13 protein-coding genes are annotated in these 15,264 nt (G+C 61.0%); 8 read left to right on the plus strand and 5 right to left on the minus strand.

Annotated elements, in window-relative coordinates; translation table 11 throughout:
• Nucleotides 1-174: 174 nt before the first annotated feature.
• The gene (locus tag BHC62_RS20340; protein ID WP_070995931.1) at nt 175-1,452 is read right to left on the minus strand and encodes an HAAAP family serine/threonine permease; all 1,278 of its coding nucleotides are present in this window, start codon (nt 1,450-1,452) and stop codon (nt 175-177) included.
• Nucleotides 1,453-1,794: 342 nt separating this feature from the next.
• Between BHC62_RS20340 and BHC62_RS20345 the strand changes: the two genes are divergently transcribed.
• From BHC62_RS20345 to BHC62_RS20370, 6 genes are all read left to right on the plus strand, one after another.
• Entirely contained in the window at nt 1,795-2,007 is a 213-nt protein-coding gene (locus BHC62_RS20345) for a hypothetical protein (protein WP_070995932.1), read from the plus strand.
• A gap of 285 nt (nt 2,008-2,292) precedes the next feature.
• On the plus strand, nt 2,293-2,787 hold the full coding sequence (locus BHC62_RS20350) for a DUF4822 domain-containing protein (protein ID WP_070995933.1): 495 nt from the start codon (nt 2,293-2,295) through the stop codon (nt 2,785-2,787).
• Between the two features lie 63 nt (nt 2,788-2,850).
• On the plus strand, nt 2,851-3,282 hold the full coding sequence (locus BHC62_RS20355; RefSeq protein ID WP_070995934.1) for a hypothetical protein: 432 nt from the start codon (nt 2,851-2,853) through the stop codon (nt 3,280-3,282).
• A 146-nt stretch (nt 3,283-3,428) separates the two neighbouring features.
• The gene (locus BHC62_RS20360) at nt 3,429-4,382 is read left to right on the plus strand and encodes a 2-hydroxyacid dehydrogenase (protein ID WP_029294822.1); all 954 of its coding nucleotides are present in this window, start codon (nt 3,429-3,431) and stop codon (nt 4,380-4,382) included.
• Between the two features lie 129 nt (nt 4,383-4,511).
• Nucleotides 4,512-5,579 carry a phosphotransferase family protein gene (locus tag BHC62_RS20365; protein WP_070995935.1) on the plus strand — a complete coding sequence of 356 codons (1,068 nt, stop codon included), beginning with the start codon at nt 4,512-4,514 and terminating at the stop codon, nt 5,577-5,579.
• Nucleotides 5,580-5,595: 16 nt separating this feature from the next.
• A complete protein-coding gene (locus BHC62_RS20370) occupies nt 5,596-6,363 on the plus strand; it encodes an SDR family oxidoreductase (protein WP_070995936.1) in 768 nt (255 codons plus the stop codon).
• 228 nt (nt 6,364-6,591) lie between these two features.
• Here BHC62_RS20370 and BHC62_RS20375 read toward each other — a convergent pair whose 3' ends face one another.
• From BHC62_RS20375 to BHC62_RS20385, 3 genes are all read right to left on the minus strand, one after another.
• Nucleotides 6,592-8,166 carry a hypothetical protein gene (locus BHC62_RS20375; RefSeq protein WP_176770982.1) on the minus strand — a complete coding sequence of 525 codons (1,575 nt, stop codon included), beginning with the start codon at nt 8,164-8,166 and terminating at the stop codon, nt 6,592-6,594.
• A gap of 189 nt (nt 8,167-8,355) precedes the next feature.
• A complete protein-coding gene (locus BHC62_RS20380; protein ID WP_070995938.1) occupies nt 8,356-11,721 on the minus strand; it encodes a calcium-binding protein in 3,366 nt (1,121 codons plus the stop codon).
• A gap of 118 nt (nt 11,722-11,839) precedes the next feature.
• Nucleotides 11,840-12,280, minus strand: coding sequence for a carboxymuconolactone decarboxylase family protein (locus BHC62_RS20385; protein ID WP_029294812.1), 441 nt, complete (start codon nt 12,278-12,280; stop codon nt 11,840-11,842).
• A 163-nt stretch (nt 12,281-12,443) separates the two neighbouring features.
• Between BHC62_RS20385 and BHC62_RS20390 the strand changes: the two genes are divergently transcribed.
• Nucleotides 12,444-13,877 carry a PLP-dependent aminotransferase family protein gene (locus BHC62_RS20390; protein WP_029294810.1) on the plus strand — a complete coding sequence of 478 codons (1,434 nt, stop codon included), beginning with the start codon at nt 12,444-12,446 and terminating at the stop codon, nt 13,875-13,877.
• Between the two features lie 83 nt (nt 13,878-13,960).
• Nucleotides 13,961-14,368 carry a cupin domain-containing protein gene (locus BHC62_RS20395; RefSeq protein ID WP_070995939.1) on the plus strand — a complete coding sequence of 136 codons (408 nt, stop codon included), beginning with the start codon at nt 13,961-13,963 and terminating at the stop codon, nt 14,366-14,368.
• Between the two features lie 3 nt (nt 14,369-14,371).
• Here the strand turns inward: BHC62_RS20395 and BHC62_RS20400 are convergent, their stop codons facing one another.
• Nucleotides 14,372-15,046, minus strand: a complete 675-nt coding sequence (locus tag BHC62_RS20400) for a DNA-3-methyladenine glycosylase I (protein WP_070995940.1) — start codon at nt 15,044-15,046, stop codon at nt 14,372-14,374.
• Nucleotides 15,047-15,264: the final 218 nt, after the last annotated feature.

Here is a 15,264-nt window from a genome sequence, read left to right on the forward strand (position 1 = left end):
GCAGGGGATCGCGGCGAGGCTGGGAATTTTGGACATGCCACAAAACGAATGTGGGAGCTGGCTTGCCTGCGATAGCGGTGGGTCAGTCACCTATGCGTCCAGCTGACCCACCGCTATCGCGGGCAAGCCCGCTCCCACACAAAACCACCTTTTAGCGCTGTACCGCCTTGGGCCTTAGGCCAACAGGGAGTACACCACCGCTGTGATCGCCACCAGACCTACCGCCGTAACAAACACATTGGACGCCTGCCCACGGTATTTGGCCATGGCTGGTACCTTGCGAATCGCGTACATCGGCATCAGGAACAGGATCGAGGCGATGATCGGCCCACCCAGGGCCTCAATCATTCCCAGGATGCTTGGGTTCAGAGTGGCCACGATCCAGCACACCACCAGCATGAAGCCCGCAGTCATGCGGTCCAGGGCCTTGGCACCCGGGCGGCGGCCGCTCTTGACGATCAGGCCCTTGAGGCCTTCGCTGGCGCCGATGTAGTGGCCCAGGAACGACTTGGCAATTGCCACGAACGCAATCAATGGCGCCGCAAAGGCGATGGTCGGGTTATCGAAGTGGTTGGCCAGGTAGGACAGGATCGACAGGTTCTGCGCCTTGGCTTCGGCCAGTTGGCCCGGCGACAAGGTCAGCACGCAGCTGAATACGAAGAACATCACCATCGCCACCATCAACAGATGGGCGCGGGACAGGATCTGCGAACTGCGCTCTTCGGCGTGGGCGCCGTACTGGCGTTTCTGATCAACGGCGAAGGCCGAGATGATCGGCGAGTGGTTGAACGAGAACACCATCACCGGAATCGCCAGCCACATCGTATGCAGCAGCGCCGACGGTGCCGGCACAGTGCTGGCGGTGCTGAGGATACCGCCGTTCCAGTGCGGCACCAGGTACACCGCCAGAAACAGCAAGGCGACAATAAACGGATACACCATCAGGCTCATGGCCTTGACGATCACCTGTTCGCCGCAACGCACCACCCCCAGCAGGCCCAGGATCAGCACAAACGACAACAGCGCCCGTGGCGGCGGTTCAATGTGCAGTTGGTGCGACATGAAGCTGCCAACCGTATTGGTCAACGCCACGCTGTAGATCAGCAGGATCGGGAAGATCGCGAAGAAGTACAGCAAGGTGATCAACGCACCGGCCTTGATGCCGAAGTGTTCTTCAACCACCTCGGTGATATCCGAGCCTGCACGGCCCGACAATACAAAGCGCGTCAGGCCACGGTGCGCGTAATAAGTCATCGGGAACGCCAGCAGCGCGAGGATCAGCAACGGCCAGAAGCCGCCCAGGCCAGCGTTGATGGGTAGAAACAAAGTACCGGCGCCAATCGCCGTGCCGAACAGGCCAAGCATCCAGGTCGTGTCCTGGCGGCTCCAGCCCGTGAGGCTTACAGGTGTCGTTGCGTAGCGTTCATCGACGCTATTGGCCTGATCATTCATCCGCTCGGTTCTCCGCTTTCATACGATCGCGACGAGTCAGAAAAACCTGACAGGCAGCGCCACGACCGTAACAGGGGCGCGATTGTCCGGGATTCGCCTGCATAAGCAAAGACTTAGCTGACGAATGCAGAGCCTGCAAAAAAATCGCGCCGTCAACTTCAGCCTCTGAGGCGGCCCCTCCAGCACCCATATGCAGCCCGCCTGAAGACTGCTACCGATGCGTATTTGTATGTCTTGGTTTGTTCTTTCGGGAACGCGATGCACCAGCACCACCACACAACGCTGCACGCTATAAAAGGCGTGTCACGTTCACCACCTTCCCTCGTACCTGGAGCACTCAAAATGACCTCAATTGCATCTAACAATCAGCAATCCTTCTTCAATACCGGCCTACTGGCGGACACCATCAGCCAATTCGTCGCATCACACCAACCCGACCAACAGCCCCAGCCCGGGCAACCACAACATAATCCCAACACCTTCAGCTTCAATGGTGTCGAGTTTCAGGCGCAAAAACCACGCACCACCCTGATTCCCTTCCCAAGAATCGGCTGAGTCTCATCAAGTGACGTCGCGGCGCTTCAGCCCGCGACGCACTTTCTGCCTTAAACATAATTCATATTAAAAAGCTAAATTTTAGGAAACAACAACTTAACTCTAGGAAGCTTCCCACGCACAAATTCAAAACAAACAAAACATCAACTTTTTAACATCGCTGAATTTGTTACAAACATATGCTCCAGCATTGATAGATGCTCTCAGCAGACCTATATTCTTCCACTGTTGCTTCCAAGCAGTGCATCGCCGGTAACGCCCTCAACCCCATACAGGAATAATTCAATGAAAAAATATAACTGTATATTTACCGGGCTTTTTCTTATGACCCTGTTCACCCCACTCGCCAGCCAAGCGCAACCGACAAACGCCGATATCCGCGCATTCGCTTCATCCCCTCAATGGCTGACCACCAACGTTTATATAGAGGGCGCCCCCCACGTTGACGTCAAGGACAAGTACCCAGGCGTAGTAGGCATATCCATGTGGGACCCCGAGCGCAATCGCTACGAGTTCTTCTACGCCGACACCAGGCTGTCAAAATACGATAATGGCGGTGGCGGTTACTTCGTTGTTACGGGCGACAAAAAGACTCACATCCTGATCCCTGACAAAGGCCCGACCAGAACAGTGGTGAGGCGACTTGAAACCCTCAATCACAAAGAATTTACCTATTCGCGGGAGGTGCCGCACGACATGGTCGAAACCAACGAGAAAGTCCGCATCTACGTGGTTCACGCACCTTACAAAGGCCCGATAAAAACCACCACGTCTCACTGAATATTCTTCATCTATTGAATACACTTTCCAACAACTTACGAAAACAACAAAAAGACCCAATCTATGAAGACTCAACTCAAGTCACTCTTAATATCCATGGTAGGGTTTTTTGCTCTACTTATCGGCTGTGCCAATGCACAACCCACAGCCACCCAAGCCGCAAGTGCACCTGCCGCGACAAAAGACAATGCAATCATGCTGACGGTCTTTCTAAAACATGATCAATCCCGACCATTAAGTGAACTAAGAGCGCAACTTTCCAAGCAGGAGTTCTATAAAGTCTTTCCACCGGAGGGGGTAGAGGTCGTCAGTTGGAACATCACCATGGGTATCGGACAAGTCATCGTCCTGCGCCTGCCCGCCTCTCGTCTGTCGGCGGTCAACCTCGCATTGGAAAACACCGCATGGGGCCCCTACCGGACCGAGTTTTTCCCTACCTATGATTTCAAGGACATCGCCCAGGCGGAACGGAACAAGGCGAGGCAAGCCCAGTAGCACCGGAATCGATGCACAGCGTCTTCAGGCGCTGTCATCCCCATCTAAAGAGCTCCCATCAAATAAAGATCTTCCACCCGCTGGCATTTCGTACTTAAAAAATGCCGCATAATCCCGGTCTCAAACCCCACAACAAGAGCTGCCCCATGTCCGCCACTGTTCTGGTCCTGGTTGAAACCATCAACGAATACCTGCACATCATCGAGAGCAATGACTTTCATGTGATCCTCGCGCCGACGCCCGCCGAACGCGCCCAGGCCATCAAGGCCCATGGCACGCAGATCAAGGCCGTGCTGACCCGTGGCCCTTTGGGGTTGCATGCCGAGGAAATCGCCGCCCTGCCGCTGCTGGAAATCATTTGCGTGATCGGCGCTGGCTATGAGCAGGTCGACCTGCAGGCTGCGAGCAACCGGGGCATCGTCGTCACCAACGGTGCCGGCGTGAACGCCCCTTCGGTGGCGGACCACGCCATGGCGCTGCTGCTGTCACTGGTACGTGACATCCCCCGCGCCGACGCAGCGGTACGGCGCAGTGAATGGCCGAAGGTCATGCGCCCGTCCCTTTCGGGCAAGCAACTGGGGATCCTGGGCCTGGGCGCGGTCGGCATGGCGATCGCCCAGCGCGCTGCGCTGGGTTTTGACATGCAGATCAGTTACCACAGCCGCCAGCCCCGCAGCGATGTGGACTACACCTACTGCGCCACACCGGTAGAACTGGCGCGCAACTCGGACTTCCTGGTGATTGCCACGCCCGGCGGGCCGGGCACCCGTCACTTGATCGACCGTCAGGCGCTGGACGCCCTCGGGCCCCACGGTTTTTTGGTGAACATTGCCCGCGGCAGCGTGATTGTCACCGCCGACCTCATCAACGCCCTGGAACAACGACGCATCGGCGGCGCGGCGCTGGATGTGTTCGATGACGAGCCCAACGTGCCGGACGGCCTCAAGCGCCTCAACAACACAGTCCTCACCCCGCATGTGGCCGGGCTGTCGCCGGAAGCGGCCCATGACACCGTGCAACGGGTGGCGGACAATCTGGTGGAGTACTTCGCCGGGCGCCCGGTACTCACGCCAGTCGCCTTGCCGGCGCCCGAAAAGTGACCGATCAGGCACGCTGATTATCATCCAACACGCTAACCTATTAAGCCGTGCCAGCCTTGTGGCGGGTCGGCTGTGCGCATTAGATTAGCCAATAGTCCAAGGCCTCAAGAATAAGCAGAAGGGATAAGCATGGCGCTCAATGACCAATCCACCCAGATTCGCCCTGGCGAAGAACTGGATGCCAGCCTCATCGACCCCTACCTCAAGGCCCATATCCCAGGCCTGTCCGGCAGCGCAAAAGTCAGCCAGTTTCCAGGTGGCGCCTCCAACCTGACCTACCTGCTTGAGTACCCTGACCAGGAGTTCGTCCTGCGTCGCCCGCCCTTTGGCCACAAGGCCAAGTCCGCCCATGACATGGGCCGCGAATTCCGCATCCTGAACCAACTCAAGGACGGTTTCCCCTACTGCCCCAAGGCCTACCTGCACTGCACCGACGAATCGGTGATCGGCGCCGAGTTCTATGTGATGGAGCGGGTCAAGGGCATCATCCTGCGCTCGGACCTGCCGCCGGAGCTGGGTCTGGACGCCGGGCGCACCGAAGCCCTGTGCAAAAGCTTCATCGACAAGTTCGTCGAACTGCACCAAGTCGACTACCACGCCTGCGGCCTGGCCGACCTGGGCAAACCCGAAGGTTACGTGGCACGCCAGATCAGCGGGTGGAGCGATCGCTACGAAAAAGCCCTGACCCCCGACGCCCCGAAATGGGAAGCCGTGCGCGCCTGGCTCAACGACAAGATGCCGGCTGATCATCCGACCTCCAGCATCGTGCACAACGACTATCGCTTCGACAACGTGATCCTCGACCCCAACAACCCGATGCAGATCATCGGCGTGCTGGACTGGGAACTGACCACCCTCGGTGATCCGCTGATGGACCTGGGCAACAGCCTCGCCTATTGGATCGAAGCCGCCGACCCTGCGCCCGTGCAACTGATGCGCCGCCAGCCGAGCAACGCGCCCGGCATGCTCACCCGCCGCCAGTTTGTCGATTATTACGCCGAGCGCGCCGGCATCCAGATCGACAATTTCGACTTCTACTACACCTACGGCCTGTTTCGCCTGGCCGGCATCGTGCAGCAGATCTACTACCGCTTCTTCCATGGCCAGACCCAGGACAAACGCTTTGCGCAGTTCATCCAGATGAACAAGCTGCTGGAGCAGATGAGCCTGAACGTCATCCACAAATCCACGCTTTGACCGACAAGGAACCACCATGTCCAAGACCAACCTGTTCGACCTCGACGGCAAGATTGCTTTTGTCTCCGGCGCCAGCCGTGGCATCGGTGAGGCCATTGCCAAGTTGCTGGCCCAGCAAGGCGCCCATGTGATTGTGTCGAGCCGCAAGATCGATGGCTGCCAACACGTGGCCGACGCGATCATCGCCGCCGGTGGCAAGGCTACGGCCATTGCCTGCCACATCGGTGAGATGGAACAGATCACCCAGGTGTTTGCCGGCATCCGCGAGCAATTCGGGCGCTTGGACATCCTGGTCAACAATGCCGCGACCAACCCGCAGTTCTGCAACGTGCTGGATACCGACCTGGGCGCCTTCCAGAAAACCGTCGACGTGAACATCCGTGGTTATTTCTTCATGTCGGTGGAAGCCGGCAAGCTGATGCGTGAAAACGGGGGTGGCAGCATCATCAACGTGGCCTCGATCAACGGTATTTCCCCCGGGCATTTCCAGGGTATCTACTCGGTGACCAAGGCCGCCGTGATCAATATGACCAAGGTCTTCGCCAAGGAATGTGCGCAGTTCGGTATTCGCTGCAACGCCCTGCTGCCGGGCCTGACCGACACCAAATTTGCCTCGGCACTGGTCAAGAACGAATCGATCCTCAACATGGCCCTGGCACAGATCCCACTCAAGCGCGTGGCCGACCCAAGCGAAATGGCCGGCGCCGTGCTCTACCTGGCCAGCGACGCCTCGACCTACACCACCGGTGTGTCGCTGAACGTCGATGGCGGCTTCCTGTCCTGACACCGGCGGCTTGTGCGGCGAGGTGGAGCTTATGTGGCGAGGGGGCTTATCCCTCGCTGGGCTGCGCAGCAGCCCTAAACCCAGGCGCTGCGGTCTGCCTGATAAAAAGCGGCGGTCTTATAGGGGCTGCTGCGCAGCCCAGCGGGGGAAAAGCCCCCTCGCCACAGCAAGCCCCCTTCTCCATAGCCGCCTTTGCCACAACAGCGCTCTCCCCCCACCACCTCCCCTCTAACGCACCGGGCTCATATCAATCTTGAACACATACTGAGTGCCATTGGGTGCCGTGGCGCCGACTAGCTTGAATAGCTGTTGATTGCCCAGCGCGTGCCTGACGGCATCCCCAGCCGGTGAGTTCGCAGCCTCGGAATGGGCCAATACCGCGCTTACCCAGCGGTCTTCCATCTGCCAGTACCCCAGCCCCTTCGCCATGCTGACACTGGACAAACGGTTAGTGTTACTCGGTGGAATATGTTTGATTTCCAGCAGATAAATCGCATCCGCTCGCCCTTGTAATACCAGGTCAAAACCGTTCTGCCCCCGGCCATAGGTGCCTCCTGGAATAATCCGGTAGCCATCCTCGACCAACATCTGACGATACATGCGCTCATTGGCCTCACCACGCTGCCTGGTGGCGTGGATGTCAAGCGCACTCCATTGCTCGAACAACCTTTGGTGTTCATCACTTCGGCGCCGCCTGGGGTAATGAAGCTGGGCGTTGCTGCTGACGCTTTGAACGTTGAAGCTGCCGCCCTCACGCACGCTGACGGTTGCCGTACCCTGGAGCGGATCGAACTGCGCGATGCCCGCCGGCAAGGCGCGACCATCCGCCTGGGCACTGATCGCCTGGCGCAAACGGTCATAGGGATAACCATGGCGCCAGATATGCTCGTCAATCATGCGATCCCGATCCCGTACCGGCGCCTGGTGTATAGCCGTCGTCTCGGAACCGATCAGTTGCCGGGCATATTGCTGCATATAGACATAGGTGTTCTTGTCCATGGTCGACATGACTCCCTGGCTCATGTCGCTGCTGACGCCGGTGTAGCCCAACACCCTGCGCGCCTGCGAAATAATATCGCCGATATCGCGCAATTGAAGCTGCGGCACCCAGGAACTCAAATGGCCGCCCGTATCCAGGTAAATCGCCTCGACCCCATTGCCGAGCAGCCGCCATTTCTGGCGCACGTTATCGAGCTCGATACGGCTGGTAACCCCCCCGACATGCAGATAGGTCAGGGGCTCGCGCCCTGAAAGCCGGATGATCCCGTCCTCGGCAAACGAGCCACTGGGGCGCAAGTTGCCGTTAGGCCCGCGCTGCTGGATATGGCTTTGCTTGATCCTGAAGGCCTTCAAGTTGAACTGCGCATTCACGTAGTAACGCGTGCCCTGGACCACAAAGTCGTTCATTCCCGCCATCGGAAACAGCGGCACATTGCTCGCCTGGCTGACGTCATACCGCTGCAGGTCCCACACCGGGTCCAAGCGCCCTCTGGCCGGGACCGCTGTCGGCAACGAGACCGGGGCCTGCGCCACAGCGTTGCGCCTGGCCCACAACGAACTGCCCGCAACCCGCTGCACCGACGCGCCCGTGGCGGCCAATTGATGAGGCGCGCGTTCGCGCCACTCACCGGTGTGCGGGTCACGCACCACCAGTACCGTCTCGCCGGTTTCCAAGTCCAGATAAGTGCGACCGTTGTGGGTATACACGCCTTCGGCGCTCGGCGCCGGCAGCAGCGACCCAGTGACCAGCACGGCCATCGGCGGCATGGGTCCCGGCACGTCCAGATCGCTGATTTGCGGCACTGTAAGCGACGCATCGTGGCCGCGTACCAGCGGGCGGCTCGCCTGACGCTCCGTAAAAGGGCTACGGCCCTGAGGACCAAAATCCCTGACCAGGCCGCCAGCGCTCCCTGCCTCGACGCGAGGGGCAGGCCTGGAGGGCCCGGGCCGGGGTGAATGAGGTGTCTGTTGCATAGAAATCCCTTTCCAGTATTAGTTGAGTGACACGCTTATGCGCATCAGGTCTGCCGAAGCCACGCTACGCGTGGGGTCACCGTGGGCGACCCACCGATCGAGCAGCGCGTCGTAATCAATCGCGCTGTCAGTGCCATCCGCCAACTGCACACCGAGCACCCGCAAGCGGCGCGCCATCAACCTTGAGTGCTGACGCATGCGGCGCAGTTGCTGCCAGACCTCGGCTATGGTCAGGTAACGCGAGGCATCCAGTTGCACCAGGCAAACGCTGCCCAGATCGAGGCGTATCTCGTATCGATCACCTTCAAGGGTCTGCACGTACAGTTGCTCCAGCGGCACCTGCGGGTCTGTGACGATGGGCAGGATCAGCGTCACGCTGCCCACCTTGAGCCGGTGCTCGGCCAGAATGATCTGCTTGTGGTCGATGGGCTCATCCAGGCCGCTGGTGTTGATCTGCCAGGTGGAGGCATCCGAGGTCTTGGCCAGGGCTCCTGGGGTAGACAGGGCAATGGTGGCGCCGCTGCTGGGGTGCACCTCATACACCGACCCGCGCCCCACCAGCGCATAGGTCTGACGATGGGGCCCAGCCGGGATCCGCAGGGTCTGCGGCAGCGCCTGCAGCCACACGCCCTTGGCACTCAGCGGCCGGAAAAACCCATGGCTGCCAACCCGCGCCAACAGTGCCGAACGGCCGTCAAAGACCCTGAAGCCTGGCCGCTCACGGTCTTGCTGGTAGGATTGCTGCAACGGTTGAACCCGATAAGACATGCCATCGTTGAAGACCAGCACACACTCGCAGTCGGGCTTCAGGCTGGCCGCCCGGATATTGGCGGCGACATCGGCGCGCACCGCACCGCGGTCGCTGGCGAACTCGGCCAGGACCAGGCGGCCGCCGTCCGCGAAAGTCAGGGTCAAGGTCACATCACTGTAAGTCAGCGTGTCGACCGGGCCTTGGCTGCGCAGGGTCACGCGATACCCGGCCACCACATCGATCAGTTCCTCGGTGCGGTAGTCCAGGTACAGGGTACAGGCCGTGGCGCCGCCCGCGATTCGAACCCGCACACGTTTTTCGGCCACGCCACGCTCGATAAAGCAGCGGCTCGACAGGCCGAATGGCAGCACCCATTCGCCGCCCGCCAACACGCGCTGAAACGCCGGCACAGGGCTTATCGAGCGGGCAGCCACCTTGATCGGCTGGTCGCCCTGCGCGCTCAGCAACGGCGGGAGAACCGGCTCCAACGTGTAACCGTCCGCCGTCAGTAAACGCAGATTATGACCGGCCAGGCGCCGCTCGCCGGATTCATGCAGGTAGAGGTTTTCAATCCTGACCAAGCGCTCCGGCAACTCGCCGTCGAGGCCGCGCAGGGAGCGGATCACCAACGCACATTCCTGGATCACCCAGTCAGCAATGCTGGACAGCTCCCACCCCAGCTCAATCAGCGTGTCTTCCTGCCAGTGCTGCTCGTGCAGCGTGACGGTGCCCCGGTTGCTCGCAATGACGTAGCGGTCGCTACCCGTTCCACCGTCGACCCAGGCATCGGTACCGTTGACGAAGATCGTGTCATTGCCGGCCCCGGCCTCGATCCGGTCGTTGTTGCCTTCGGCAATCAGGATATTGGCCTGCGCCGTACCCTTGACGTGACTGGCTACGCCCGCAGGCGTCGCAACGTTCTCGATCGAGTCCAGGGTTATCTGGTTCGACAGCCCGCTGCGGCCGGCATCCTTGCGCCGTGTGACGCTGCCGGCCTGCAGATCGATGGCAAGCCCCTCAATGCCCTCGACGTAAGGGGAGCGGTAGCCAAAATGCAAGGCATCACTGCCGCTGCCACCGTGCAGCTCACTCGCCGGGCCCGGGGTGGCAACGGCCTCAAACGTATCCGCTGGCAGCTCAAATATGAACTGGTCATCGCGGATGCCACCCGTGAGTCGTTTGTGCCCCGCCCCGAACTGAAAGATATTGCGCATCTCCAGCAGGCCCTGGACGTTGTCGTTACCATCGCCCAGGCGCCAGAGGATCGCAGCGTGGGTAAACGGTTTGCCCAGCACCACCCCGGGCAGTTGGCTGACGCCGGCATGGGAGGCATCGACCACATCATCACCATCATGGATGGCCGGCCCAGTGGTATCGCGGTAGGGCAGCTCTCCCGCCGCTTCGTCCCAACGGTGCTTCCACTCCCGCACGGGGATCATGCGCACTTCGAACCGCCCATTGACCACCGCGTGTACGGTGCTCTTGAGCGCACCGCGCAGCCACTTTTCGGCCACGCCGGTAAGGTAGGTTGCGTGCTGTTTTTCCATCTTCGCCACCAGGTAGCGGTCGCGCACATCCTTGTCCAGCTCCCGGCCTGCAAACGACAGCCAGCCGGCCCTCAAGCGCTCGGACACGGTCAGTTCGATGTAATCGTCAATGTCATCCACCTGACGCACTGCGCTGTAGATCTGCGCCCCGAGAATCAGCACCACGGCCGCGGCAATCCCCAACGGTCCGGCATAGCTGAAACCCGCCAGGGCGGCGATCCCCAGCACCACGCCCAGGGCTGCACTGGCCAGGCTGAAGCCGGCATTGACGTAGTGGTCCAACGCCTCTTTGCCCTGGGCCTTCGCCGCCTCATTGAGTGACTGCACTGCACTGAAGATGTCGAACGGCAGGGTCAACACTTGGGCAAACAGGCCCGCGCCGCGCCGCAACAACTGGCCTACGCTGCTCGCACAGAACCCCTTGAACACACGCCCGCCGTTCTCCAGCATGCGCTTGCCCAGACGCTCCAGGGCCAACTCCAGGGCGCTGGACGTCAGCTCGGCGAGCAATTCGCCACCGGCGGCCAGGGTCTGGCGAATATCACCGGTCTTGATGGCCTGGGCCAAGGCGTTGATCGCGCTGTAATAGCCATAGACCTGCAAGCCAGTCCCCATCGCTTCCAGGGTTCGGCTTCGGGGAGTGTCGACCCAGGCGGGCAAGCCTTCACGTTGCAGGGCCTGGTTGAGGTTGGTGTTCTGCACGGCGCGCAGCAAGTCATCGAGCCGGGTCATCGTGTCACCGCTGTCCAGCCTCGACGCCCCCTCAAGCAGCGGCTTGGCCGGGGTTGAGCGTAATGCGGCGAACTCGAACAGCAGGCTGGCGCTGCTGTCACTGACGGTGGCGTCCGTGCCCAGGAATGCCTTGAGCTGCGGCGCCGCAAAGCGGATCGAATCGAGCAGCGTCTGGTCGGCCTCGCGCCCAGCCAGGTGGTGCACGTTGATGGGCTTGCCGTTTATCTGCGCGCCCATTTGAGCCAGGACGGTACGGCGAACCGGTAAAACACCGACCAGCAGATCCCCCAGCCGGGCATCCAGATCGGCCAGCGCCAAAGGTGCGTCCACTGCGGGTGTATCAGGTTGAGTCATGAGTCGTTCCCTATGCCATGACGTGGGTCACATGGTTTGCCGGCAACAAGTGCCAGGCATAGGGCGATGGTGCTACGGGCCACAAGCGCCGCAGCGGTAGATCTTTATCCGGGTGGGCTTATTCTGGCGGCAACTGGCCAAAGGCGACGGCCAGGCGGTTCCAGCCGCTGATGGTCGTAACCGCCATGGTCAGGTCCACCAGGGCCTGCTCGCCGAACTCGGCACGGGCGGCGGCGAACAGCGCATCCGGCACGCCTGCACACGCCAGCAACGCCGTGGCCTCGCTCCACGCCAGGGCAAGTTGTTCGCGGCGAGTGAACAGCGGCGAATCACGCCATACGCACAACGCCAAAAGACGCCGCGTGCTTTCGCCCCGCGCCAACGCTGCCATGGCATGCATGTCACTGCAAAACCCACAGTGGTTCAGTTGCGAGACGCGGATCCTTATCAGGTCAAGCAAAGGCCTGTCGATGGACAGCTCGAACAACGTCGCCTCGAGCACCATCATGCCTTTAAGCGCTTGGGGCGAAGCCGTGCAGTAATCCAGACGCGGTTGCATAGGGGGCGGCCTCGATGGGCAAAGACGATGGCCGCCAGCTTAAGACCGTGCCGGCCCGTGCCCTATAGCCAAAGTGGCGCTTTATGCCTAGACCGCCTTGGCCGTAGGCGCGCCCCACGGTTGCGGGTAATCTGGGCGCAGTCTGACCGCCTCGGGATGCTCCATGGAACTGCACGTCGTCATCAATGGCCGCAAGGATCTGGCCGAACAACTGTATCGGCAATTGCTCGCGGCCATCCAGTCCGGGCGCCTGGCCTCGGGTGCGCAGCTGCCGCCCAGCCGCCTGCTGGCCGAGCAGTTGGGGGTGTCGCGCAAGACCGTCTCCGACACCTATGCGCTGCTGACCTATGAAGGGCTGCTGGTGGGGAAGATTGGCCGTGGCACCTTCGTCAACAGTCAGGCAAACCGCCCTGCCCGGCGCCAGGACGCTGCCGACCTGGCCTGCGCCGCGCACTTGGCCAAATGGCAGGCGCTGCCCTCGCCCATGCGCCATCCGACCCGCGACGGCACCTTGCGGTGCGAGTTCATCGGCGGCGCCACCACCCGCAGCCTGTTCCCCCAGGACGAATGGCGGCGCTGCACCCTCGACGCCTTGCGCCGCACTGCCCAGAACAGCGGGTTCTATAGCCAACCCGAAGGCCTGCCGGCCCTGCGTAGCGCGATCGCCGGGCACATCGCATTTTCCCGGGGGGTCAACTGCCGCGACACCGACATTGTGGTGTGCAATGGCGCCCAGCAAGCCTTGGACCTGATCGCCCGAGTGGTACTGGAACCGGGCAGTCTGGTGGCCATGGAAGACCCCGGCTACACCCCCGCCCGCTTGATGTTCGAGGCCGTAGGGGCAACGGTGGCCAGCGTGCCGGTGGATGCCGAAGGTATTCAGGTCACGCAGATTCCCCAGGGCACACGGCTGATCTACGTGACGCCTTCACACCAGTTCCCCCTTGGCATGCCCATGAGCCAGGCACGTCGCGAGGCGCTGCTGGCACGCGCGCTGGAATTGGGCGCGATCATCATCGAAGACGACTACGACAGTGATTTCCGCTACGAAGGCCGACCCACCCACTCCCTGCAAAGCATGGACGAGCGCGGCATTGTGGCCTACGTCGGGACCTTCTCCAAAACCCTGCTGCCGGACCTGCGCCTGGGTTATGCAGTACTGCCGCCGGCGATCCATGGCGCGGTGGTCAAGGCCAAGCAACTGACCGACCAGCACACCTCGACACTGCCGCAATGGGCACTCGCCAAGTTCATCAGCGAAGGCTACCTGCTCAAGCACATTCGGCGCTGTCACACCGTCTACGCTACCCGCCGCGAGCGCATCCTCAGCCGCCTGGCCGGCGACTTGTCACCCTGGTTCGAAGCCGTGCCCAGCGTGGCCGGGTTCCACCTGGCAGCGCTGTGCAAGGGGGCAGTAAACATTCCCTTGCTGATCGAACTGGCGCGCCAAGTGGAAGTCGGGCTGTACCCACTGGACGTGTTTTTTCATGAAGCACCGGTGCGGTGCGGCCTGATTATCGGCTTTGGGGCCATCGAGACTCTGGATATCGACCCATCGCTGGACAAGGTGCGCGATATCCTCCAGCAGATTGGCTAAGGGGTTTTCCAGAGGATTGGCTATAGGTGCGCCACGGTGCCGGGCGTAGGGTGATGGGGTCTGCAACTCTGGAGAACTGCACCATGAAAATACTGCTCGGCACTACCCTCCTGCTGGCTTCGCTAAGCGCCTTTGCCCATGAGCCGGTCTACAACCAGGAATCGATCAAGGTCCTGCAAGAGCATGCCTTGAGCAACGTGCCTGGCAAAAAAACCATCATGCTCACCGTGGACTACGCACCGGGCCAGGCCACCGTCCCCCACAGCCACACCGGCACGGCGGTGGCTTATGTACTGGAGGGTGAAATCACCTCGCGGGTCAACGATGAACCGGCCATTACCTACAAGGCCGGGCAATCGTTCTACGAACCGGCCGGCTCGCGCCACTTCGAATCCAGCAATGCCAGCCAGACCCAGCCGGCCAGGTTGCTGGTGGTGATGGTTCTGGATGACAAGGCTGATGTGCTGACGCCCCTGCCAGCGCAGAACTGATTGCTAGACGCTGGCTTGTAGAGCCCCTGTGGCAAGCCCGCTCGCCACAGGGGCTTGCTTGAACTGGCGCCGCAGTTCTTCGATCGGCTGCCGGCAGGCGCAGCCTTCCAGGTGGTCATTGACCATTCCCATGGCCTGCATGAACGCGTACATCGTCGTCGGCCCCACGAATGTCCAGCCGCGTTTCTTCAAGGCCTTGGACAAGCGCACCGAAGCCGGCGAGGTGGGATTGCCCGTCCAGTAAGCCAGGTCCACCACCGCTGGCCGCTCATCGGCAGTCGGTTCAAAGGCCCATAGCCAGGCCGCCAGCGAACCGCTTTCTGCCACCAGTTCACAGGCGCGGCGTGCGTTGTTGATGGCTGAGAGAATCTTGGCGCGGTTGCGCACGATGCCCGGATCGGCCATCAAGCGCTCGACATCGCGCTCGGTGTATTGCGCCACCTGGCGAAAATCAAAACCCTCGAACGCCCGGCGAAAGTGCTCGCGTTTGCGCAGGATGGTGATCCACGCCAAGCCTGCCTGGAAACCTTCCAGGCAGATCTTCTCGTACAACGCAATGTCATCGGCAACCGGCACGCCCCACTCGTGATCGTGATAATCGGGGTATTGGGCGGCGGCCGTGCGCCATGTACAACGGGTCAGCCCCGTTTCATCCGTCGTCAGTCCTGGCTTATCCATTTATCACCTCAACGGCCAATCGCCGCATGATAAGCGAAAAAAATTCCACGCCGCCAACCGCTCAAGCATCACGCTTACCGAGCAACTGGTCAGACCGGACATCCTAAACACCCCACTTCCCCCTTGTAGTTTGCAAAAAACCGGGCGTAGACTGGCCACGCACTGGACTTACCGGTCAGACCACAACAATTAAGCCCTGGACCCACCAGGGCACCGAA

The organism is Pseudomonas sp. 06C 126 (assembly GCF_001855215.1).
Classification (GTDB): Bacteria; Pseudomonadota; Gammaproteobacteria; order Pseudomonadales; family Pseudomonadaceae; genus Aquipseudomonas; species Aquipseudomonas proteolytica.